Source organism: Shewanella sp. YLB-07 (assembly GCF_009377275.1).
This window is the reverse complement of the sequence record NZ_VOQB01000003.1, coordinates 183,631-208,010: the sequence shown is the minus strand read 5'-3', so window position 1 is coordinate 208,010 and position 24,380 is coordinate 183,631. Positions and strand designations below refer to the sequence as shown.

Below are 24,380 nucleotides of genomic sequence, written 5' to 3'. Positions count from 1 at the left end.
CTTAACGAGGACATTTATCCATTCGTTTTGACATCCATTTTGTACCCCGAAAGTATCAAACTGAGGCTACTCATCAATAAAATACGTAACGAGTATGAAAATCAGTTGTCAACTAATTTTATCTGGTTTCCACTCGCCTGCTAGTTTCAGCATTATGGCCTCTTTCCCCTACTGTGATATATAGCAGATACCTCTGTGAAACACTTACCTTTGACCACTGCTTATAATTTTACTCAGAGTTGGTTGTATAAGAGATTGTTGGTTCCCGGGCCGGATCTTTGGTTTAGGTGCGAAAATTGTAAATTTAGGAATAAACACAATGAGAAAAATTAAGTTAATGACAACAGGGTTATCGGTGTTGGCCTCGGCGTTACTACTGACTGCCTGTGGTGGCAGCGACAGTAGTGATACCACCACTACTCCTGATGTGCCCCCTATTTCACAAGCGCCGGTATCGGCCCGCGATGGCTTTAATGTGGTTACGCCCAACGAGCCGGGTTATGTCGATTTGTCGAGCCTAATTGAGAGTGGCGTCGCAGGGGCTAAGGTAACGGGTGTTTATCTTGAGTCCAGCCAGGGTAGTGGGCAATGTGGTGAAGTTTCTACAGATGATTTAGCTTCTGATCAAGGCTTTAGTGTCACAGTTGAAGGTGCAGCTATTTGTGAATATGGCTATGAAGTGGAAAGTGTGGCTTTAGCGGGTCAGACTAAGACACGTGCCAGGGCTAAAGTCATGGTGGCCAGTAGTGCAGGCGGCGCGGCAGTACTGCCTCCTATCTCGATAGCCATGGCGATTGGCGCTATAGAAGAGACCGATATCGAAGCGGCTTTAAAAGCGACCATGGGGACTAGCTATCCGACAGATTATACCTTATCTGAAAATTTCAGTGTGTTAGGTGATGGTGATGTCACTGTAGACGCGCCTAACTTCTTAATTTCTTACACCGCCAAAGCTAAAGGTGTATCTCGTGTGGTTTACTCCCTCGAAGGCGAAATCGCTGGCGTGCCTGATATCAAAATGGGCACATTAGATTATGCGGTTTCAGACAGTTTAAACAATGCCCCAACAGCCTCAAGTTTTGCTTACAATGCTGATGAGATAAATACCTCCTATGAAATCGATCTCAGTGCTGATAATCATATAGATGATAGTGATGGTGATGGTCTGCAATTGGTTGAGGTTCAGAGCTATACCGCTACAGTGGCGGCTAAAGACCCAAATGATTTAAGTAATACTGTATTAACATTTACAAGTTTAGTTGGTGGTAAACACTATGTTACTTACGTTGTTTCCGACCAGCACGGTGGTTTTGCTACAGGCATTATAGAAGTCAGTGTGGCGAATCAAGATCAAATGGCAAGATGGTCAGATATCGAGAATGACCAGTTACTTTTTACAGCTCCTCAGACTAAATTTGAAATGGATATTGAAGCTGCTGCTGCAACTTATCAGGGTAACTGGATTGATACCGGATATACACCCAATATTAGCATGTCAACTTTCTCATCAGTGGGGGCCGAGGCATATTGTGCTACGCGAGGCCGATTGCCCACTGTCGCAGAAATACAGGATTTGTATAACGTTAAATCTCCGGCCTCAAGTTATTCTTGGCCGATGGGTCAAGGGTATCTAGCTCTGGATGATACTAGTTTTAGCGTTGTATCTTTACTCGATAACAAGATTGCTCAAGTTAATGGGGGGCTTTATTATGCCACTTGTGTAGATAGTGGTGGACCTCGTCTTTTGGCAAATAAAAACACAGCAATTGCCAACGACGTTGACACGGTTGAACTGACTGCTTCATTTGTTCGTGATACCGGACCGGTCGTTGGTGCTGTACTCAGCTATAGTCTTTCATCGAGTCCAGAAAAAACTGTCATTACTACAGATGAACAAGGTGAAGCCAAGTTTAGTGTGAAGAGTACTCAAGCAGGTACGGCGGCGGTAAATTTAGAGTACGTAAACAACACATCGGAAACAGTTCGTGTGTCTACTGATATTAATTTTATCGGTGATATAGATACTGCGGAAGTCGTTTCTATGGTAGTGATTAATGACAATGCAGCTGCCGATGGTTTAGCAATGAATAAATATGGCGTTACCCTACATGATTTTTACGGTAATCCAGTTGGCGGGGCACTTATAAAGTTGGAGAAGGACAGCGTCACTGCTGATTTGTTCGAAAACCCCTTAGGGCTAATATCTGGTGTGGATGGTCAAGTCATTTTTAATCTAACTGATTCTATCGAGGAGCGTGTTGAGGTTACCGCAAGTTTCACTAATGCCGGAGGTGCTTTCACATCTGAATCCAGATATAGCGTATTTAGTGACCCAATCTGTTCTGATGTTATCAGTGGAGAAATTCTATTTGTCTGCCCTAAGAAACATAACGATGCTTCATTGAGATCCGTTGAAGCTGAAGATTATTGCAACGATACTGGTACACGCTTACCAACCATAAATGAACTGTTAGCCTTGTTTCAAGAAAATGGACACATGGGAACTGCATATGGTTGGAATATGGGCGATTATTACTGGTCCAGTACAATGGATGGTCAGGGTAGAACTTATGACTTTAACCTTACTAATGGATCTGTTTCGAATAACAACCCTGCAGATATCTCAAAATTTGCTTGCGTCAGTGACGGTGGTGAAATAGATACGGCAAGAGTTGCCAGTCTGACCATAGAGGAAGATAATGCCAGAGCGAATACCATTGAGCGGAACGTGATTGAAATCACCTTACTCGATAGTGAAGATCGTCCGGTACCAGGGGCTAATATCAATGTTCAACTTGGTAGTAACACTGTTTCAACTGATGAAGATATAGCTTTGCTAGTGTCGGATGGGCGAGGGCAGGTCAGGCTTCATTTGGCTAACACTGTAGGGGAACCAGTCGCTGTAGAGGTGTCTTACACTGGTTATATATCTGGCTTCACATCTCTTTCTACGACAAGTCAATTTGCTGCTCCGCTGCCATTTACTTATCCATTGACCGAGCAAGAAGCGATTGAACAAGGTGTTCCATATAGCTCTACTCAGAGAGAGAATGGCAGTTATGGACCTGATGATGTCACGTTCGCGAGGATGAATTGGGCTGAAGCAAGTTCATTTTGTATTAATCAGGGCAAACGCCTGCCGAGTTTCGATGAGCTTGAATTACTATACGCAGACGAAGGAAACATGTGGACCGCACTCGGTTGGCCTACATATTGGGCATACTGGACGAGTACAGAGCATGATACTAATCCAGACTACCACTGGGAAGTTCGTCTCCATGATAATAGTACCAGTACTCAACATAATAATAATTCTAGGTATGTTACTTGTACTAACTAACTATAGATTTCATTTACGATGGGATTCAGTATAAGTTTACATTTGGATTAAGGGGCTGGCTTAACGGCGCCAGTCACTTTAAAGCGTACTTTGTAAGTACGCACAATCTTCAAATAAATTGATAGAGCCCACAATAAAAAAGCCAGCGGTGTCATACCGCTGGCTTTTTTATTGGGTGCCGAAAAGGGGTTACGGGACGTTAGTTGTATCTCAGTTTTTGTATTGCCAGCCCGAGAGTTCTCAGTGTGGCCACCTTGATTGAGCTTTTACGCCACATCAGGCCTATTTCTCGGTAGGGTGCTTCGCCGGGTGGCTGCATCACAACCGCATTAGAGTGCTTAATCAGGCCATAATCGATGGCCATTTGAGGCAGGAATATGGCGCCGACTTTTGCATCGACGAGCAGGGCTAAGGTTTGTAGATTCGTGGCGCTTTGATGGCTAAATTTCTTTTTATTATCGAGAAAGAAAGGGCCTAGTTCAGTCTCTGACATGCTACTTTCTCCTTTTAGCAGGTAGATACTTTCGTCTGGGAGGTTTTGGTAGTCCAGTGGTTCGCCTAGTTGCTCGGCAAGGTCTGGATGTACAACAAACTTAAACGGGTCAATTCCCAGTTTCATATAATGGTGACGGCCTATGTCTACCGGTTGAGCCACAAATATCATGTCCAACTCGCCCTTGGTTAACGCCTCGATAAGCTCATCAGTACTGCCCTCTTTAATCGTCAGGTTTAGGTCCGGATAGGCCTCATCACAGTGTTTAAAGATACTCTTGAGCACAAACAAGGCTATGCTGGAGATACAACCCAATCGAACATTGCCGGTCATTACATTCCCCTGTTGCCTGACCAGCGACACCATATCATTAGCTTCAGCGAGTAACTTCCTTGACCTCTGCACTACATCTTCACCAATCGCAGTAAAAGTAAATGTATTGCCGTGACGTTCGAGTAATTTATCGCCAAGCATATCCTCCAGGTTTTTAATTCCCGTAGACAGGGTCGACTGACTCACTCCGCATGCTTTGGCTGCACGGTGAAAATTAAGCTCTTGGTGCAGGTTAACCAAGTAAACGAGGTTCTTAAAACTGGGTAAGTCATTCATATAAGCGATTGGTTTTCCATTATTTATCTATGTGGTGTCAATGTTGAATCAATATTAATTATAGCAGTCAACTGTAATGTTTCGACAGTAGCTGTAATTAAAACATTCATTAATCATTGTTAAGTATGAAATGTGCAGATTGGCCTCATTTGAAACCTTGGTGAAACAAAGCTTGGATGTTAGATCTATTTAATAGATCAAGCAATAATCTTCGATCGTATATTTAGATTTTAGTTTTGTTCGATATAAAAATTAAGTCAGTAAGCGTTGCCTGCGGGCCGCTCAAAATGTGCGGTAGATGCTCTAGTTAACAAATGAGGTTCCAGAGATGAAATCAGCCCATGTAGAAAGTCACACTGTTGTCGATATGCACCGCTTGGATATCGTTTGTTCGCTGCATAAAAAAGGGCTAACCATCAAGTCACTGTCGCTAGAGGCGGGGTTGGCGGCAGGAACCTTGAGTAAGGCGCTGGACCGCCCCTGGACTAAGGGGGAGCGAATTATAGCTGAAGCCTTGGAGATGAAACCTCAGGATATCTGGCCGACGCGCTATGAAAATACAAGATACGAGATACGAGCCATTTCGATGCACTCCTAGGGAGTGTCACTACGTATATAACGCAGCTCATAGAAACAGCGACACACAAATAACATTGCAATCACCTTCATCCTGAGCGTTAAGCGCTTTGGGGAAGGATGTGTGCAGTTAACACAATTTAAGGATTTAACATGACCAGTGTCATTGGCCTGGCGGCCACTCAAGCACTATTTAATGCATTTAGACATTTCAAATGTATGGACATCAAGCTATCAGGAGGCCTGGGATGAGAATGGGTAAACTCAATGTATTAACTTCTGTGGTGCTGTCTAGCCTGTTGTTGTCAGCGTGTGGGGGAGGAGATTCAGGCTCTGATTCTCCCGCTGAAGGTCCTGTAGTTGAGCAGGCGCCGGTATCGGCTCGTGATGGTTTTAATGTAGTTGCGCCCGACGAGGCAGGTTATGTCGATTTGTCGAGTCTGATTGAGAGTGGGACAGCAGGTGCTAAGGTGACCGATGTTTATCTCGAATCCAGCCAGGGCAGTGGCCAGTGTGGTCAGGTACAAACGGGTGACGAAGGCAGCGACATCTTAGGTCAGGGCTTTAATGTCACAGTTGAAGGCGCGGCCATTTGTGAATATGGTTATGAGGTGGAAAGTGTTGCTTTGGCGGGTCAGACTAAGACACGTGCCAGGGCTAAAGTCATGGTGGCGAGTAGTGCAGGTGGCGCGGCAGTACTGCCTCCTATCTCGATAGCCATGGCGGTGGGTGATCCAGAGTTAGAGACAGATATCAAAGCGGCTCTGGGAACTGATTTCCCCGCTGGTTATACCTTATCTGAAGATTTCAGCGTGTTAGGTGATGGCGAAGTTGATATAAGTACCGATGATTTTACTATTACCTATCAGGCCACCGCTGAAGGTGTATCCCGTGTGGTTTATGCTCTTGAAGGTAACATCGCTGGCGTGCCTGACATCAAGATGGGGACTTTAGATTATGCTGTGTCGGATAGCTTGAATAATGCGCCTACGGCAGCAAATTTTGCATACGATGAAGATGTTGAGATAAACACCAGTGTAGATATCGATGTCAGTGGCTATATCGAAGATGTCATCGATAGCGATGAGCTGCAGCTTATCGAAGTTAAAAGTTACACCGCCAATGTGGCGTCAAAAAACGCCGCAGACTTAACTAATACCGTGTTTACGTTTGAGGCGCCTACCGATGGTGAGCATTATGTCAGTTACATGGTGTCAGACCATCGAGGCGGCTTTGCTACGGGGATAGTTGAGGTTACAGCATTTGATGCCAACCAAGTGGCCAGATGGACCGATATCGATTATTGGGATGATCCTGCTAAACGTCTACTGACATTTTCAGCCCCTAAAACCAAGTTTGAAATTGAACAAACGACTAGTGAATATCAAGGGTCATATACAGATAATGGCTACACGCCAGCTCTGCAGTTAGCCACATTTACCTACGCTGGTGCTCAAGCATATTGTGGGGGGCGAGGGCGTTTACCTACGTCAGCTGAAATGGATGTAATGTATGATGCCGTTGACCCTAAAGTGAATAAACTTTGGCCAGCAGGTAAAGCTTATATCACTCAAGACGGTTCGAATGCTGGTTTGTACTCAATTGAAAATGGGACGCCTAATGTAATGGGGACAGACACTTACAATGTGACTTGTGTTGACAGTGGCGGACTCACTGTAGATGTTGTACGTGGAGTTGCTGTTGCAAATGGGACTGATAGGGTACAGCTGGACTTTGCCTTGGTACGTGATACAGGCCCGGTCGCTAATGCAATTTTGTCTGTAGAGACAACAAATGATGCGGTTCCTGATAGCAGTACATACACGACAGACGAGAACGGATTAGCGACTATCAAGGTGACTAGTATCAAATCTGGTGACTCAAAGGTAACCGTGACCTATGTAGGGGATAATGGGATTAGCGTTTATGTGTGGAGGACAGTGAACTTTATCGGTGACATCGATACGGCGCGAGTAGCGCAGTTGTCAGTACTTCAGGATAACGCTAGTAGTGATGGTGTTGAGGAAAACAGCTTAAGAGCGGAGTTGCTTGATGCTAATGGTAATCCTGTTGTAGGTGCGCTTGTTGAAGTGAGTTTAGATAGCGGGACTGCAATGATACAGCCGCCACCTAATTTATATACGGATGATAGCGGTTTTTTCGAAATCAAGGTAACGAACGATGTGGAAGAGGTCGTATCGGTGACTAGTACTTTTACCAGTTTGCTGAATGGGCTTTCAAGTCAACAAGCTGATATTACATTCAACTCGAATGCAATTATTTTATCTGGAAATTTTTATGATGGATATTGGACTAGTAGTTGTGGGTTTGCGACTCGGAAGACGATTCAAGGGCCGGGGCCTTTGAATGTGACCCAGGTTACCCTTAGTAATAGTCAGGAAATACTTGCAGGTAGTTGTAGTTCAAGGCGAAAGAATATGCTGCAATTTCAGAGCGGATCTGACTTTACTTATACTTTTGGGGGGCCGCTTAAGCAGTATGCTTACCCAGGGCAAATATATTGTACAAGTAGAGGGACGGGCACTATAAGAATGGAGTCCAAAATTGACAGTACTGCTTCAGATCTGACAGTTATATGTAACTAAAAGGCTGTATTGAGGTACCGCCTCTAAAGCCGGCTGTTTTGTTGCTAACATTTTTTGTGGAGTGTCTTTAAAGGATGCTAGGGGGTTATGCATCGCGCTGTATTTGTTAGGAGTATACAGCGCCACCTGCTCGTAAAGCTGGCGTAATTTTACGGTGAAATTGGTGAGAGCGCGTTTTCCTGTGCCTACATGGCCGTTTAAGTTGTATTGACACCGAGCCAGTCAAAACCTTTGGTGGTTTTACCAATAAAGGTTTTATTGGGATGCTGCACAAAGCCAAAGTGGTTAAACCACTGATTGAGTTGTTTGACCGCTTTTCGCAGCGTATAGCGGGTATTGCATGTGGGCATGGTAATCGTCTTTTATTGTTGACAGGGATTGGTCAACTGCATGTAGTTAAAGGTGGTAGCTCGCTCGTCGTGTGGTTTTTGAATTAAGCGCATGGGGGGGCGATTGGTCATCAAGGATGATTTAATGCGCGCGCAATCATTTTTGTGTGTTTTAGGAGGGCTCAAATATTGATAAAGCCAGCGGCATGACATCGCTGGCTTTTTATTGGGTGCCGAAAAGGGGTACTGGACGTTAGTTGTATCTCAGTTTCTGTATTGCCAGTCCCAGAGTTCTCAGGGTGGCCACTATATTGGGTGGCACGGTTAAGGGGGGCTTAAGTATATCAGGTAGGTGAGAAAGGTAACGCGGCATAAAATGCATGCTCAATTCATAATCATGCTCAGCAAGGTGATTTCAAGCTATTGAAATGTAGGTTTTATATTTACTTTGTCTATTCACTGGGTGATTTATATATGTTTATGACTATTTACTAGTTATCACTCATTATATAGAGCAGTTTTGAGAAGCCTAGATACTTATAGCAAGTCAACAAACTTGAGCTGGTAATGGTAGAGCTATTAAGTTTGAAGGCAAAGTAAATGAGGGGTAATTAACATGGGTGGCACAGTTAAAAGCATTGTTAAAAAGGGGAAGGTTTTTATAGCAAGATGAAAGCTGATTTCGTTATTTCATACTACAAGGTATTTACACTGTAGATGAAATCGCTTTTCATTCGATACTTTCGTGATACAAATTGCGTTTTTCAAAAGCATATACTGGCTCCAGTTCGAAAGAAGAACTTCAACAAATTATTATTTTACGGAGCTTTAAAATGAAAAACGTATTCAAAATCGCAACAATCAGTGCACTAGTTATGTTGGCAGGTAATGCAGTAGCTGTTGAGTCTACAGGTAACTTCCAGTGGACTGGTACTGTTGCTGCTGCAAATGTTATTGACCCTGAATTGGTTATTGTTGATACAGGTACTGTTGGCCACAATGACGGTACACTTACTTTTGCAGTCGACGAGACTACTAAAGCAGTAACTGTTTCATCATCTTCTGAGCTTTCTTTCAATGTAGAAGACAGCACTGGTGCTCAAGCCAATTACTTCTACGCACTAACTAACCTTAAGTTCTCTTCTGGTGGTGGATTACTTGGCGAAGATACAGCTGAAGAGTTCTCTGTGATGGTTGATTCAAGCGCTCTTGTTAAAAATACTAGCACTGCTGCTGCTGAGTCAGTAATTATGACTCTAGAAACTGGTGCATCTGGTATGCCTAGTGTTGCTGAAGGTGATGAAGTTGTTGTTCAGGCGACAGTTTTGATTTCTGACGCTGCAATCTAATTTAATTATCCAGATGCTATGTTCATAACTATTTATTTTATTGATTATGAACTAAGCCTTTGTAAGTAGATAATGCCGGATGCTAGATGTTATATCTTTATATCCGGCTTTTTAAGTTGTAGCTTTTAGTCAATAGATTTGAGTGTCGCGTAGAGTGAATTATTTACTTTGAATGTGGATAAGCTCAACATGGCTTAATATATTGTCTTCACTTTAAATTGTTTTATTTATTTTCAAGTTGGTTTTATTTAATTCTAAAGTTCAACTTAAATCTAAAATTAATACTTGAAAATATATTGATATTGAAGTATTCGAAATAAATGTAGGGACTGAAATGTATTCAAGTTTACTTTTTTATATATTGATTTTTTTTACGGCTAGCGTAAGTGCTGGGACAGTAACTAAGAGTGTCAATATAAATGTTGATATTGTAAAAAACAGTAATTCAGCAGAACTTTCTATTGAGGCCGATAAAAAAATATTTACCGCTTTATATGACACAAAAAACCAAGGGTTTAACGATTTAGATATGGGGTTTACTATTTCCAGTCCGATGGCAAACACTGAAGATTATGAGATTGAATTAATGGGCTCAGATCATCAGTGTGATGGTGCTCCTTTGGCTGTTAGCACATTGTTTGACGATACTCCATTTGTCGTTGATGACGTGACTCCAGCGATGTCTTTTCAAACCACAAACAATGGTTTAAGAACTAGTCAGCATAAATTTACTCTGGTTTATCCTACGCTAGCGCAAACCGATAGCGAGCAAGTGTGTAACGGAACCCTGAGTGTCTATGCGAGGTTAAAAATATGAGCCGCCTAAGTACATGTTTATTGATTGCACTGCCATTGACACTCAGTGGTGTTGCCAGTGCTTTGGCTGAAACAAATTATTTCCCCGGTGAATTTTCGGATTTTTTCGATGAGACTCAACAACAAATCAACGTGGTGGTGGTGGGAGCTGGTGAAGGTACCTTAGTTAAGGGGCTAGCCAGTTACGATACGTTTAGAGTCGAGAGTGATAGCAGTGCCTACAAGCAGTTAAAAAGCTATTTTTTAGAAAGTCAGGTTAAATCTGCTGCAGTGGATGCGATTCTCGAGCAGTTAGTTGTTGGGGTTGCCACCGATGAGTCATGTACAGGGAATTTGGCTCGCTGTTTGGTGACACCTGAGGTTGACAATGCTGGTTATGTGTTTGATTTCGATTATGGTCAGCTAAGAATTTTTGTGCCATCGACATCGGTTAAAGCTGAGCTGGCCGAGGTCGAGTATCAGAGCGCATTTAGTGAGAGTAATGCGTTGATTAACTCGACTCGCCTCTATGGATATACCGATTTTGATGGCAGAAATAGCGGCTCCATGTCGAATTACACCACAATTGGCCTGCCTTTGGGGTATCTCACTTTCGATACTCAATATCACACACCAGGTAATGAGTTTGATCTCTATTCAGGTCTTTATACATTAGATTTTTCAGGCCATACCCTGCAGGCGGGTCGTAGTCGCTATAACCTGTCTTTTAATTCGACCGATATGTTCGATACTGGTGCCAGAATGGCATTAGATGGTGCCTTTGTCGGTTCCAGCAGGAACTTGATTAAGGGCAGTGCGGATAGTCAGCAAAAGATCTATTTTTATGCACCTCAGCTTGGGCAATTAGAGGTTTATCGAGACGATCGCTTGATCTTGACTCAGGTGGTAGATGAGGGACAACAATTCCTCAGTTATGAAGATCTGCCAAAAGGTGTGTATGACATCACAATTATCTTGAAGGTTTCAGGAAATACCGTACTTAAAGAGCGTCGTCAGGTGGTGAATAATAACCAATTCTCCATTCCTGTGGGTGAGTTTGACTATGTATTCGGTGTGGGCCGTTTAGAAGACTTTGATTTTGGAGACTCTCCTTTAAATCAAGACTCTCTGATGGCGGATTATGACAATTACGACCGTAATATTATTAAGGCAAGTAGCACTTATAGATTTAACGAAGCGCTTCTCTTTGGTGGTTCGGCAACCATAGGGACTGATGAGCAATATCTTCAACTTGGTGGAAGTTATTACTTTAATGAAGCTCTGAGTCTGGATTTTGTTCATGGTAGCTTTCTTAATGCTGATGACTTTTATCAGAGAGGCAGTCTGTCATATTCTGGGATTTTCTTGGACTATCGTCGCTATGAATACGATGCTCAAAATACTGAGTACCGAATGGCCAGCCACCTTTATGGCATGCGCAGTTTCGAAGACATTGGGGTTGGTATTTCGGGTCAGGTCATGGGGGCTAATGGTTTCTTACGGGCTGCGTACTATACCTCTAGAGATGTTGTCAAAGTTGCTAGTGCTGTGGTCGAGAGTGAGTCTGAACTCTGGTCGTTATCTGCCGGTTTATCAAAGAGTTTCGATGCCGGTAGTTTAAGTGTTAACGCCGAATATATGGATAACAGTGTTACTGATGTGGATTCTCGCATATCACTAAGTTGGACCATGCCGTTCGGTGATAGTGGTATATCGGCTCAGAGCAGTTTGTATGTCGATCAGGATGGTTTCGATCGCAATGTAAATTACCTAAGGGGCGATTATCAAGGTGATAATTGGCGTGGTAATGCCTCGGCGGGCGCGCATGTGTTCAATGATAACTCTGTGATGGGTGATCTTTCGGTAACGGCTTCGGGTGACAACGACTATTTCACCGCTAACAGTTATGGCTACACAAATGACAGAGGCGAAAAAACACTGTCAGCTGGTTTTAATAGCACTCAGGTATTGTCATCTAGTGGCTTGTCGTTCACTAAGGATAAGTCACGCAGTTATGCTCAGGTTAGTGCCCTGACACAGGATGAAGATTTCTCTCCCGAGTTAAAGCTTGGTTTGAGTAAAGACGGCCGTTACAACCGCAGGGTGACAGTGTCCGATGAAGTATCTTTGCTACCGTTAAAAGAGTACTCGGCGTTCGATTTTGACTTCGATGCATCTGGAGACAACGTTGAAGTCCAGCGAGGGCGAGATCACAGATTCAGCCACCCTGGTACTGTGTTTAATGTTTCTGCAGATGTTACCGAACTGGCAAGTCAGATCCTGGTACTGGATGATATTTTCGGTAACCCTATATCCAGAGTGCAGTGTTTAGGTGATGGCTGTATCAGCGCCGAACCTCTGTCTGACGATGGTGTGTTCAGAGTTAACTATCGTAAGAATGCTGATTTCCGTCTTATTTCACGTAAAGGCTTGTGTATCTACGAAGGTAAGGCCAGCGACACTAAGGTGAATACGCTTAAGGGCTTCTGTTTGCCGGGGTTAGAGCAGACTGGTCGTGATAAATGGCAGAAAACATCTTATTTATTACAGGGGGATAACTTAGAGCAAGCATTAGTATACCTGGGACAGTTTACCGTAGGTAAAGATGCGAAAAATGTTATCGCGCGCCTTAACAGTCAAAACGTCATATTTACCAGCGTTACCGTTGCCGGTGAGCAGTACATTTATGTGACGGATATTAACTTAACATCAGCAAAGCGTCAGCTGCTACAAGAGTTGGATGCTTATGTATTAATCAAAGACAGCGAATTGGACTTGCTTACTCTTTTAGAAAATGAGGAAGGTAACGATGCCTAATATCAAATATGTTTTAGCAGCCGTCTTGGGTCTGTTTATCAGTATCCAGTCAGCCGAAGCGATTCAGGTCAGCTCTATGTTTAAAGTTGCTGATAAAAATAGCGAAGGTGTGTTTACCGTCACCAACACTGAGGGTAAGAAGATATTTCTCAATATCGGTATATATGAACTCACTATGGTTGATGGTGAGATCGTAAAGACTCCCTATACACGAGATAACTTAGACCAGTGGAAACTCACGGTACGTCCGGCGCGCACCGTGATCAATCCGGGGTTTGAGAAAGATCTTAAGGTGTCACTGAGCTGTTTACCGGATTGTGTTAGCGATACTGATCGAGTTTTCCAGCTTGCCGTAGTACCGACGCCTTATTTTGATGAATCAGTGCGTCCTGAGCAAGCGGTGCAGATGGCGGTGGGTTTTGCTCCCTTGTTTATCGTCCCTGGTAAGGCTGATAAGCTCAATTATTCAACCCGTTATATTGATAATAAGCTTGTGGTATATAACAAAGGTAAGACGTTCCTGAATATCAGTGTCAACAATTGTGAAGGCACGTTGAATGATACTTGCCGCAAGAACATTAAGGTGCTGGCCGGTCGCCGTTTCGAGATGGAGCTTCAGCCTGATATGAATAAGGGTAAGCTCAATCTAGAAGTTCGCACTACGGGTAATAAATTAAAGGACATGCGTGTAGTGATCAGGGATGCGAATAATGAAAAGAGTTAATCTGCTGCTGGTAAGCTTACTTTTTAGTATATCGAATGGCTGGGCATCGACCCTGAACGTGGATCTTACCGGCGGGGTTGTTCGTTGGGATAATGCCATTGTCAGTAGCAGCGGTGATGGCATGGTGCCTTCGTTCTGGACGCCGACACATGGCTTAACACCTACTGCTAAGTGGATCCCCGGGGCTTTTGTCGGAACGATACCAACTGGTATTACGATGAGTTCAGCTAGTACTAATTTCGTCGTGCCGATTACGTTCAAGGGGTTTGAATACCACACAGGCTCTGCGGCCCCTACTTCAGGCGACCCTGTTCCTGGTGGTTCTTCTTGCGGCACCTGGAGTCCACCTATCGCTACTGTATTAGGGAGTAGTTGCCTTTTTCCAAATATATTAACCACAGGTACTAAGGTCGTGACGCCCTACGCTTTTATCCGTCCGATATTTAGTATAGACGAGACTGATTTGGCCGATGCTTTTGATGGGGAAGATGCAGGTCTTTATCGCGGCAGTGTGTCGCTCAGTCAGTTTTATCAGTATTACCTTGGCGATATAAAAACTCAGTTTATCGACAGTCAGCCGTTTGTTTTGGAAATTGATCATACTCCGGCCTATATCACCTCGGTGGAGCTAACTGGTGAGTCAGAGATGAAAACTGTCTATGGCGTAGGCACCGACACTGTGTCGGCCAAAACCAGCTTTGATGTGACTGCCAGCGGCTTTTTCAGCGACGGTATGAAAGTGATGTTAAATAGCTCTGATGATTACATATTGAGAAATTCTGGGTCAGAGATCCCTTACAGTATTAAATGCATTGGCTGTAGTAATGGCGAATACTTAGTCGAAGAGGGGGTCGTCAGCAACCCTAGTGATCCTAGCTTAAAAGTGTCTGGAGTTGAGGTGAACAACATCAATTTTAAAATTGATGTTGAGTTTAATTCAGTCCCGCTAGATCCACTTGAGGTAGGTTCTTACACTGACACCTTTACGTTAATTTTTGAACCGGATGTATAATATGAATAAGAGGTTAGCAGCACTGCTGCTTGTTGGTCTGGGTGGACTCGCACCTCAGGCATTTGCACAGAGTGATACCGGTTCAGCCGATCAAGTTGGAGCCTGGTTTATCGAAGGTGCCACTGGTTTGGGCTTAAGTAAAGAGGCTGAAGAGAGCAATCTGTATTGGCGTGCAGGAACTGGTTACCGTCTTAATCAGTATCTTGATTTAGGTGTGGCTGTGAGTAGTTTACATGATGGTGTGGCCAACTCTGAGGCTGTTGAAGCCTTTATGCGGCCTACGTTTTCCTTAGGGGAGGGGTATTCTCTGTACTCTGAGCTGGGTTATCGTGATGAGGGCGATGGCCTGTTTGCTGGGTTAGGTGTTAAGTATCAGCTGACTCCATCCTGGGAAGTGAACTTAGGCTATCGTTGGTACCAGGAACCGGTAAGTGAGTCTCGTGGTGACAGCTATACCTTAGCCATAGGAGTACAGTACCTGTTTGGTCAGTCAAACAAATACCAGCATGTATCCAATTATGATTTTGTTGAGATTTCAGTCGAGCCTACTCCTGCTGTGTCCAAGCCTGCTCCTGTAGTCACGGCTCCCGCGGTTGTGGCTTTGCTAGAGGAGTCATCTGAAACTTGTAGAACCACCATAGCAATGACTGATTTGGATAATATAGATCAGGTGTATGAGCCTAATGACTGTAATATTTATCAAAGGTTCTATAGCTATGGCCATTGTGAACATGTTTTCGATGTCCAGGATGTTTTAGGTATGGATAGTGCGAATCTAGAGGACCATGTGATCGTACAAGGGGCTTGGTTACATTTAATTGCTCAGGAACATTGCTTAACAATCGATGCCTTGAGTGTGCTCAATCCTTGGATTAAAGTCAGAGTAGATAACAATAAGTTTGTTTTTCCAAAGGAAAAATTAAGCCTGCCTATTAGATAAAACCTCGATGCCAAGCTTATAGGTAGCTTCTGATAATGCTCATTTACAATCAAAAACGGTCAATGACTTAAGTTATTGACCGTTTTTGATTGTATGGTTTAGTTGAGTGAGTCTTAGTACCAATTAAATGATTGTTATTTCAATATATCCATATAAAGAAAAGGTATTTTTAATTATCTTGAAAATACCGATAATTATGAATGTTCATATTTTTGATTCTATTATTAACTTATAGGTTCTGGCATCTGTGTTATAGCTTGCAACTTTGAATTTATTCTTATCTATTATTTTTTCTATGCTAATCACTATATTTCTGGCAACTTCGGTCTGATTTTCAATGGTGATAAACTTAGTTTGTAGATTTAATCCCTTTTGCCAATAATTCTCTGTGATATTTAAGGGTTTTGAGCTCCAGTCATGTGCCATAGGAACCGTACCCGACCATTGAAAAACCGCTTGGTTACCTGCATTCGCCTGGGCTGCTGTAAAAAGTAGTGTTAATAATAGAATTGTGTTCTTCATAGTTCACCCGTAAATTATCTGCTTGATTCAACATTGTCGTAACTTCAGGTTTATTTATAATCCAAGATCTAAAATAAAGATACACTCAGGATACGAAAATGTCGCGACAAATATTTGACATCTTCGGGTTTATCTTAATTTGATCATGTCTTAGGGTGCTTTATATTTTTAGATTTTTTTGCGTATTATTTAAAAAATATTTAAAAATGAGATCTATATCCTCCTCTTGGTTTTATCTCACTTTTGAATGTTTGGTTTTTTTTTGGTTCTCGCTGCATTTCTTGAGTGTTATGCGGCCAGTTTGCTCTGACATTGTGCGACTGTGTTATTCGTTTGGTGCCACTTGTTTGATTTGGCTTTGGTTGAGTTTCGATTTATTCAGGCAAGGGTATCTGGAGAATGTCCCGTCCTGAAATAGGTTGACGGTTTTATTAGACCAGTAGCACTTGCTGCTGGTCTTTTTATTGGGTGCCGAAAAAGGGTACTGGACGTTAGTTGTATCTCAGTTTCTGTATTGCCAGTCCCAGAGTTCTCAGTGTGGCCACCTTGATTGAGCTTTTACGCCACATCAGGCCTATTTCGCGGTAGGGTGCTTCGCCGGGTGGCTGCATCACAACCGCATTAGAGTGCTTAATCAGGCCATAATCGATGGCCATTTGAGGCAGGAATATGGCGCCGACTTTTGCATCGACGAGCAGGGCTAAGGTTTGTAGATTCGTGGCGCTTTGATGGCTAAATTTCTTTTTATTATCGAGAAAGAAAGGGCCTAGTTCAGTCTCTGACATGCTACTTTCTCCTTTTAGCAGGTAGATACTTTCGTCTGGGAGGTTTTGGTAGTCCAGTGGTTCGCCTAGTTGCTCGGCAAGGTCTGGATGTACAACAAACTTAAACGGGTCAATTCCCAGTTTCATATAATGGTGACGGCCTATGTCTACCGGTTGAGCCACAAATATCATGTCCAACTCGCCCTTGGTTAACGCCTCGATAAGCTCATCAGTACTGCCCTCTTTAATCGTCAGGTTTAGGTCCGGATAGGCCTCATCACAGTGTTTAAAGATACTCTTGAGCACAAACAAGGCTATGCTGGAGATACAACCCAATCGAACATTGCCGGTCATTACATTCCCCTGTTGCCTGACCAGCGACACCATATCATTAGCTTCAGCGAGTAACTTCCTTGACCTCTGCACTACATCTTCACCAATCGCAGTAAAAGTAAATGTATTGCCGTGACGTTCGAGTAATTTATCGCCAAGCATATCCTCCAGGTTTTTAATTCCCGTAGACAGGGTCGACTGACTCACTCCGCATGCTTTGGCTGCACGGTGAAAATTAAGCTCTTGGTGCAGGTTAACCAAGTAAACGAGGTTCTTAAAACTGGGTAAGTCATTCATATAAGCGATTGGTTTTCCATTATTTATCTATGTGGTGTCAATGTTGAATCAATATTAATTATAGCAGTCAACTGTAATGTTTCGACAGTAGCTGTAATTAAAACATTCATTAATCATTGTTAAGTATGAAATGTGCAGATTGGCCTCATTTGAAACCTTGGTGAAACAAAGCTTGGATGTTAGATCTATTTAATAGATCAAGCAATAATCTTCGATCGTATATTTAGATTTTAGTTTTGTTCGATATAAAAATTAAGTCAGTAAGCGTTGCCTGCGGGCCGCTCAAAATGTGCGGTAGATGCTCTAGTTAACAAATGAGGTTCCAGAGATGAAATCAGCCCATGTAGAAAGTCACACTGTTGTCGATATGCACCGCTTGGATATCGTTTGTTCGCTGCATAAAAAAGGGCTAACCATCAAGTCACTGTCGCTAGAGGCGGGGTTGGCGGCAGGAACCTTGAGTAAGGCGCTGGACCGCCCCTGGACTAAGGGGGAGCGAATTATAGCTGAAGCCTTGGAGATGAAACCTCAGGATATCTGGCCGACGCGCTATGAAAATACAAGATACGAGATACGAGCCATTTCGATGCACTCCTAGGGAGTGTCACTACGTATATAACGCAGCTCATAGAAACAGCGACACACAAATAACATTGCAATCACCTTCATCCTGAGCGTTAAGCGCTTTGGGGAAGGATGTGTGCAGTTAACACAATTTAAGGATTTAACATGACCAGTGTCATTGGCCTGGCGGCCACTCAAGCACTATTTAATGCATTTAGACATTTCAAATGTATGGACATCAAGCTATCAGGAGGCCTGGGATGAGAATGGGTAAACTCAATGTATTAACTTCTGTGGTGCTGTCTAGCCTGTTGTTGTCAGCGTGTGGGGGAGGAGATTCAGGCTCTGATTCTCCCGCTGAAGGTCCTGTAGTTGAGCAGGCGCCGGTATCGGCTCGTGATGGTTTTAATGTAGTTGCGCCCGACGAGGCAGGTTATGTCGATTTGTCGAGTCTGATTGAGAGTGGGACAGCAGGTGCTAAGGTGACCGATGTTTATCTCGAATCCAGCCAGGGCAGTGGCCAGTGTGGTCAGGTACAAACGGGTGACGAAGGCAGCGACATCTTAGGTCAGGGCTTTAATGTCACAGTTGAAGGCGCGGCCATTTGTGAATATGGTTATGAGGTGGAAAGTGTTGCTTTGGCGGGTCAGACTAAGACACGTGCCAGGGCTAAAGTCATGGTGGCGAGTAGTGCAGGTGGCGCGGCAGTACTGCCTCCTATCTCGATAGCCATGGCGGTGGGTGATCCAGAGTTAGAGACAGATATCAAAGCGGCTCTGGGAACTGATTTCCCCGCTGGTTATACCTTATCTGAAGATTTCAGCGTGTTAGGTGATGGCGAAGTTGATATAAGTACCGATGATTTTACTATTACCTATCAGGCCACCGCTGAAGGTGTATCCCGTGTGGTTTATGCTCTTGAAGGTAACATCGCTGGCGTGCCTGACATCAAGATGGGGACTTTAGATTATGCTGTGTCGGATAGCTTGAATAATGCGCCTACGGCAGCAAATTTTGCATACGATGAAGATGTTGAGATAAACACCAGTGTAGATATCGATGTCAGTGGCTATATCGAAGATGTCATCGATAGCGATGAGCTGCAGCTTATCGAAGTTAAAAGTTACACCGCCAATGTGGCGTCAAAAAACGCCGCAGACTTAACTAATACCGTGTTTACGTTTGAGGCGCCTACCGATGGTGAGCATTATGTCAGTTACATGGTGTCAGACCATCGAGGCGGCTTTGCTACGGGGATAGTTGAGGTTACAGCATTTGATGCCAACCAAGTGGCCAGATGGACCGATATCGATTATTGGGATGATCCTGCTAAACGTCTACTGACATTTTCAGCCCCTAAAACCAAGTTTGAAATTGAACAAACGACTAGTGAATATCAAGGGTCATATACAGATAATGGCTACACGCCAGCTCTGCAGTTAGCCACATTTACCTACGCTGGTGCTCAAGCATATTGTGGGGGGCGAGGGCGTTTACCTACGTCAGCTGAAATGGATGTAATGTATGATGCCGTTGACCCTAAAGTGAATAAACTTTGGCCAGCAGGTAAAGCTTATATCACTCAAGACGGTTCGAATGCTGGTTTGTACTCAATTGAAAATGGGACGCCTAATGTAATGGGGACAGACACTTACAATGTGACTTGTGTTGACAGTGGCGGACTCACTGTAGATGTTGTACGTGGAGTTGCTGTTGCAAATGGGACTGATAGGGTACAGCTGGACTTTGCCTTGGTACGTGATACAGGCCCGGTCGCTAATGCAATTTTGTCTGTAGAGACAACAAATGATGCGGTTCCTGATAGCAGTACATACACGACAGACGAGAACGGATTAGCGACTATCAAGGTGACTAGTATCAAATCTGGTGACTCAAAGATAACCGTGACCTATATAGGGGATAATGGGATTAGCGTTTATGTGTGGAGGACAGTGAACTTTATCGGTGACATCGATACGGCGCGAGTCGATAGCCTAGTGTTGCTTAGTGATGAAGCTATCTCCGATGGCAGTGAGCAGAATTTATTTGAGGTTACCATACTGGATGATTATGGTAATCAAGTAGGGGGCGCAGAAGTTGAGGTTTCTTTCGGTGATAGTGTGACAGCCCAACTGGTTGATGGAAATTTGATATCCGGCACCGATGGCGTAGTAAATTTTGGTGTTACCAATACGCTAGAAGAAATCGTAATTACTCGAGCTTTATTTACTAATGTTACAGCGTCGAGTAATAAAGAGGTGGCCAGTCAGTTCATCGGATCTGGAGATTTAATTGCTGGAGGGCTAACGTTTACTCGTCCGTTAACGCTAGCTGAAGCCAAAGCGCAAGGAGTTAGTTATACTGGTTCACTCACTGGGGATGGTAATACAGCACCAGCGGGAGAGATAAACGTTGTGCATAATTGGCCATCCGCAAATACTTTTTGCACAAATCAAGGAATGAGGTTACCAACAACAAATGAGCTATTTTCGTTGTTTAATACCTTTGATGGGGTTGATGATAGTAATGACAGACTCTTTACTGAGAAGGGCTGGCCGATGAACGACTGGTTTTGGTCATCTACTGTGTCAGGAGATGGACATTATGATGTTGATCTTACAAGAGGTGTCAGACGTGTAGGTAGTGCCAGTGCAGGAGTCTCTTATAGTAACTATGTTTCATGTATTAAAGGGTAGCGTTGATTTTATTGTGGCCCATCAATATGCCGCAAAGCAAGATTAATGGTGTCACTTATGCTAACACATATTTAAATGGGCTAATCTTCAAGTCGTTTGATTGAGTCTTGAAATGAAAAGCCAGCGGTGTCATGCCGCTGGTTTTTTATTGACCATTTACAGGCTTGAAGAGGATATGCGTTGTGAGCTTAAAGGACAGAATGAACAAATATCAAGTTGCTTATAGCTAACTGAGAAGATAAGTGTGCAGTCACTGCTATTTATGGGCTCCTACCTGGGAAATGGCTGAGAAAACCTAAAAGTCAGGTTTTACTACCACGAGTGACGAGCTAAGGTTGTGTTAAAAGATGCACTTCGTAAATTACAGATGCCACTTTCTTTGACCTCATGACCTCCTGTTCGTTTTCCTATTTCGTCATGAAATTTATTATTTCCAATAACCATGTATTTGGTGCTTGACCTGTTTGAGTTGCTTGATTCATCTAAAGATAAATATGATGTGGAATATAGAGTTGAGGTCTGTTCTAAGGGGGAGGGGCACTTCCCCTCTCGTATTTAATGGAGATGTTGCCCCTTATTGGTTAAATTACATGTAACGATATAACAGCTGTAAAGTGCTCTATTAGTTGTACTAAATAAGGTTTAAACGTCCTAGAGTGTTTGTTAGTTAAATTTAAATTCCGCACTTATGAAACTGTGGGTAGATTGGAACGATTCAGAAATAAGAGCTAGGCTTTCTATATGTAATCCAGTAGTTTACTCTGACGCACCTGATATCAAACCACCATTATATTGAACTGCTCTAGTTTTATTTTTAGTGTACAACTAAAGTTAGGTTTTTGAATCGATTTCCTGTTGAGTGTGAAGCTCTGAATTGATTTTGATCGTAATGATTTACCATCTTGTATTGAATGTGAAACTTTATTTTAAGCTGAGCAGATTTCGATTGAGTTATTGATAATGAAAATAAATATTTAGTATGTCATGATTTTCGAGTGCGTGCGTATCTTGGGTGTTTCTGTTTTTATAGTGATGAGTGCAGGTATTGAACATTTTCTTTTAAAACAACATTATTATGATTTTTGATAAGTTTTTATACTTATTTACTACCAGTTGTTTTTAAATTTGTTAGATACTTCTGCGGTTTATTTCTTTGCGAACTTAAAAGGTCGGATCGAAATAGCTAAGTTACTTGTTAGGTACTAATAAATTTGAACACTGAAGGCAATATATGAAGTTAAAATCTGTACTAATAATGATGGGGATCTCATTGGTCTCTTTTTCTAAAGCTGGCCTTGCCAGCAATGATTCATCACAATTAAAGAATACGTCCGAAGCTTGTTTGATAACTCGTGATACTGGTGAAAAATATTGTCTTAAAGCAGGCGAACGTTCTCCATATGCGCTGCCTAGAAATATCCGTGGGCATGAAGTTGATGTACTAGCCCCCAGTGGGTTAAGTGTCATGCTGAGCGATTATGACAATTTGTCATATAATCGACTCGCCGTATTTGATGGTTATACGGCATATGCAGACCTTAAGAATATTAAAGCTAGGAATGGTAAGATTTTGGATTTCTCCCATCCACATTCGATGAGAGTCATTGCTACAGAGAAGGTGCCTGAAGCTTGTATTATTAGCCGAAAAACAGGTGAAAAATTCTGTCTGAAAGCAGGGCAACGATCTGGCTATGCTCTACCTCATTATATTCGTGGCCATGAAGTTGATATCATAGCACCTAGTGGGCTAAGTGTGATGTTGAGTGACTATGACAACTTGTCATATAACCGACTCGCTGTATTTGATGGGTATACGGCATATGCAGACCTTAAAAATATTAAAGCGAGAAATGGCCAATTCCTCGATTTTTCCCACCCACACTCGATGAGAGTGATTGCAAAAACTAAGGAACCGGAAGCCTGTATCATTAGCCGAGAAACGGCTGAAAAATATTGCTTAAAGGCTGGGCAGCGTTCTGGATATGCACTCCCTCATTATATTCGTGGACATGAAGTTGATGTGATGGCGCCCAGTGGGTTAAGTGTTATGTTGAGTGATTTTGATAATCTGTCTTATAACCGATTAGCTGTGTTTGATAAATATACGGCTTATGCAGATCTTAAGGGGGTAAAAGCTAGAAATGGGAAAACTCTTGATTTTTCTCATCCGCACTCGATGAGAGTAATCAAGACCAGTAAGCAGCCTGAAGCTTGTATTGTTAGTCAGTTTACCAATGAAAAGTACTGTTTAACAGCAGGTCAACGTTCAGGATATGCATTACCTCATTATATCCGCGGTCATGAAGTTGACCTAATTGTTCCTGATGGATTAAAAGTAACCTTATCGGACTTTGATAATTTATCTTACAATCGTTTAGGTTTTTTTACGAAAAATACAGCTAATTCACAACTAACAAATGTTCTGGCATTTAATGGTCAATATTTGGATTTTTCGGAACCTCATTCTATGCGAGTCTCTTCTTCTGCGATCATTGTTGACCCTGTTGACCCTGTTGACCCTGTTGACCCTGTTGACCCTGTTGACCCTGTTGACCCTGTTGACCCTGTTGACCCTGTTGACCCTGTTGATCCACCAGTTCAAAGTCAAGTTGCTGCTATCACTGGGACTGTTAGTGGGAATGATGCTTTTTTCGACATTAATTTTGATACACCAACCGTTAGCGAAAGAGTTTTAGGGCTGGAGTTTTCTAATTCATTAGACAGTGTTGTAAAAGTAGATTTTAGTAGTTTAGTTTATGCCAGTTTTGATAATGGTAAAACTTGGCCTAAAGTGGTCGACATTAATACAAGTGGTAGCTTAGTTGTGCCGAACGGAAGTCAGAGTGTAGTATTGAGAGTTTTGACTTTAGTTGATGGGAAAAATGATAAGAACAAAAAGGTTGAATTACTCGCTTGGTTAGATCTACTACAGAAAGATAAGAAAAAATACAGTATAGATATCAGTAATGAGCACTCTAATAATACTGTTAAGTTAAAAGAGATGATAACTGAAAAACAAACCATTATTGAAGGTGACTTTAATACCAGTCATGTCATATTTGATAAGTCGACATACCGCAATACAGGGCTAAGTATACAGCTTATTACTAATACTGCACAGGTATGGAATGATCTTCGAGCGGATGTTGAGTTGATATATACAGATTCATCTCGAACATATCAATATAATGTAAATTTAATCGGTTTTAAGGTATTAAACATACCTAAAGGGGTGAAAGAAGTCATAATCACTTACTACAGTGCTGATGATGATATTCAGGAGCCTGATGAAGTGTTCTATTTCTCCGCGTGGTTAGCGGGTAAATTTGTTGATGGTGTTTTTGCTGAAACAGTTATTGTTGATAATGACTAGAGACCATTAATATTTAACCATAAAAACAGTCCTTTATTAGCTAGGGCTGTTTTTATTTTAATAAGATTGGTTATGCATTATTTATTAAGAGTGCGTGCCACGTACATGTAGAGTTAGTCAGCTTATTACTTGTACATTCCTATTTAAAAGTAATCAAATTTTTATCTGCAGCCTTGATATACGCCTACCAGTGATTTTTCTATGATTTCCAGCTAAGCTTTATCTTCAATTGAAATTATCA

The 24,380-nt window shown here is 42.5% G+C and carries 16 protein-coding genes; 12 read left to right on the top strand and 4 right to left on the bottom strand.

Annotated features, from left to right (window positions below):
- Positions 1-319 precede the first annotated feature (319 nt).
- Positions 320-3,340: an Ig-like domain-containing protein gene (locus FS373_RS07675; RefSeq protein WP_152829211.1), complete on the top strand. Its 3,021-nt coding sequence runs from the start codon at positions 320-322 to the stop codon at positions 3,338-3,340.
- A gap of 199 nt (positions 3,341-3,539) precedes the next feature.
- On the opposite strand, the gene FS373_RS07670 is transcribed toward FS373_RS07675, so the two are convergent.
- A complete protein-coding gene (locus tag FS373_RS07670) occupies positions 3,540-4,442 on the bottom strand; it encodes a LysR family transcriptional regulator (RefSeq protein ID WP_144045587.1) in 903 nt (300 codons plus the stop codon).
- A 328-nt stretch (positions 4,443-4,770) separates the two neighbouring features.
- Between FS373_RS07670 and FS373_RS07665 the strand changes: the two genes are divergently transcribed.
- Both FS373_RS07665 and FS373_RS07660 read left to right on the top strand, forming a co-directional pair.
- Complete coding sequence (locus FS373_RS07665; protein WP_144045588.1) at positions 4,771-5,040, top strand: helix-turn-helix domain-containing protein; 270 nt, start codon at positions 4,771-4,773, stop codon at positions 5,038-5,040.
- Positions 5,041-5,266: 226 nt separating this feature from the next.
- Positions 5,267-7,624, top strand: coding sequence for an Ig-like domain-containing protein (locus FS373_RS07660; protein WP_144045589.1), 2,358 nt, complete (start codon positions 5,267-5,269; stop codon positions 7,622-7,624).
- A gap of 197 nt (positions 7,625-7,821) precedes the next feature.
- On the opposite strand, the gene FS373_RS31430 is transcribed toward FS373_RS07660, so the two are convergent.
- Positions 7,822-7,974, bottom strand: a complete 153-nt coding sequence (locus tag FS373_RS31430; RefSeq protein ID WP_185977105.1) for a hypothetical protein — start codon at positions 7,972-7,974, stop codon at positions 7,822-7,824.
- An 812-nt stretch (positions 7,975-8,786) separates the two neighbouring features.
- On the opposite strand from FS373_RS31430, the gene FS373_RS07655 reads away from it, so the two are divergent.
- The 6 genes from FS373_RS07655 to FS373_RS07630 all read left to right on the top strand — a co-directional run bounded on the left by FS373_RS07655 (position 8,787) and on the right by FS373_RS07630 (position 15,590).
- Complete coding sequence (locus FS373_RS07655) at positions 8,787-9,302, top strand: hypothetical protein (RefSeq protein ID WP_144045590.1); 516 nt, start codon at positions 8,787-8,789, stop codon at positions 9,300-9,302.
- Positions 9,303-9,636: 334 nt separating this feature from the next.
- Positions 9,637-10,119, top strand: coding sequence for a hypothetical protein (locus FS373_RS07650; protein ID WP_144045591.1), 483 nt, complete (start codon positions 9,637-9,639; stop codon positions 10,117-10,119).
- Positions 10,116-12,914, top strand: coding sequence for a TcfC E-set like domain-containing protein (locus FS373_RS07645; RefSeq protein ID WP_144045592.1), 2,799 nt, complete (start codon positions 10,116-10,118; stop codon positions 12,912-12,914). The genes FS373_RS07650 and FS373_RS07645 overlap by 4 nt, the downstream gene beginning before the upstream one ends.
- Complete coding sequence (locus tag FS373_RS07640) at positions 12,907-13,638, top strand: hypothetical protein (RefSeq protein WP_144045593.1); 732 nt, start codon at positions 12,907-12,909, stop codon at positions 13,636-13,638. Before FS373_RS07645 ends, FS373_RS07640 begins: the two co-directional genes overlap by 8 nt.
- Entirely contained in the window at positions 13,625-14,650 is a 1,026-nt protein-coding gene (locus FS373_RS07635) for a hypothetical protein (RefSeq protein ID WP_152829210.1), read from the top strand. Before FS373_RS07640 ends, FS373_RS07635 begins: the two co-directional genes overlap by 14 nt.
- A gap of 1 nt (position 14,651) precedes the next feature.
- Positions 14,652-15,590 carry a hypothetical protein gene (locus FS373_RS07630; RefSeq protein ID WP_144045596.1) on the top strand — a complete coding sequence of 313 codons (939 nt, stop codon included), beginning with the start codon at positions 14,652-14,654 and terminating at the stop codon, positions 15,588-15,590.
- A 204-nt stretch (positions 15,591-15,794) separates the two neighbouring features.
- On the opposite strand, the gene FS373_RS07625 is transcribed toward FS373_RS07630, so the two are convergent.
- Together FS373_RS07625 and FS373_RS07620 are read right to left on the bottom strand one after the other, a co-directional pair.
- Positions 15,795-16,112: a hypothetical protein gene (locus tag FS373_RS07625; RefSeq protein WP_144045597.1), complete on the bottom strand. Its 318-nt coding sequence runs from the start codon at positions 16,110-16,112 to the stop codon at positions 15,795-15,797.
- 491 nt (positions 16,113-16,603) lie between these two features.
- The gene (locus tag FS373_RS07620; RefSeq protein WP_144045587.1) at positions 16,604-17,506 is read right to left on the bottom strand and encodes a LysR family transcriptional regulator; all 903 of its coding nucleotides are present in this window, start codon (positions 17,504-17,506) and stop codon (positions 16,604-16,606) included.
- A gap of 328 nt (positions 17,507-17,834) precedes the next feature.
- Here FS373_RS07620 and FS373_RS07615 point away from each other — a divergent pair, with 328 nt between their 5' ends.
- From FS373_RS07615 to FS373_RS31425, 3 genes are all read left to right on the top strand, one after another.
- Entirely contained in the window at positions 17,835-18,104 is a 270-nt protein-coding gene (locus FS373_RS07615; RefSeq protein ID WP_144045588.1) for a helix-turn-helix domain-containing protein, read from the top strand.
- Between the two features lie 226 nt (positions 18,105-18,330).
- Positions 18,331-20,766: an Ig-like domain-containing protein gene (locus FS373_RS07610; RefSeq protein WP_194165828.1), complete on the top strand. Its 2,436-nt coding sequence runs from the start codon at positions 18,331-18,333 to the stop codon at positions 20,764-20,766.
- A 1,231-nt stretch (positions 20,767-21,997) separates the two neighbouring features.
- Positions 21,998-24,139, top strand: a complete 2,142-nt coding sequence (locus tag FS373_RS31425; protein WP_227992595.1) for a leukocidin subunit S — start codon at positions 21,998-22,000, stop codon at positions 24,137-24,139.
- Positions 24,140-24,380: the final 241 nt, after the last annotated feature.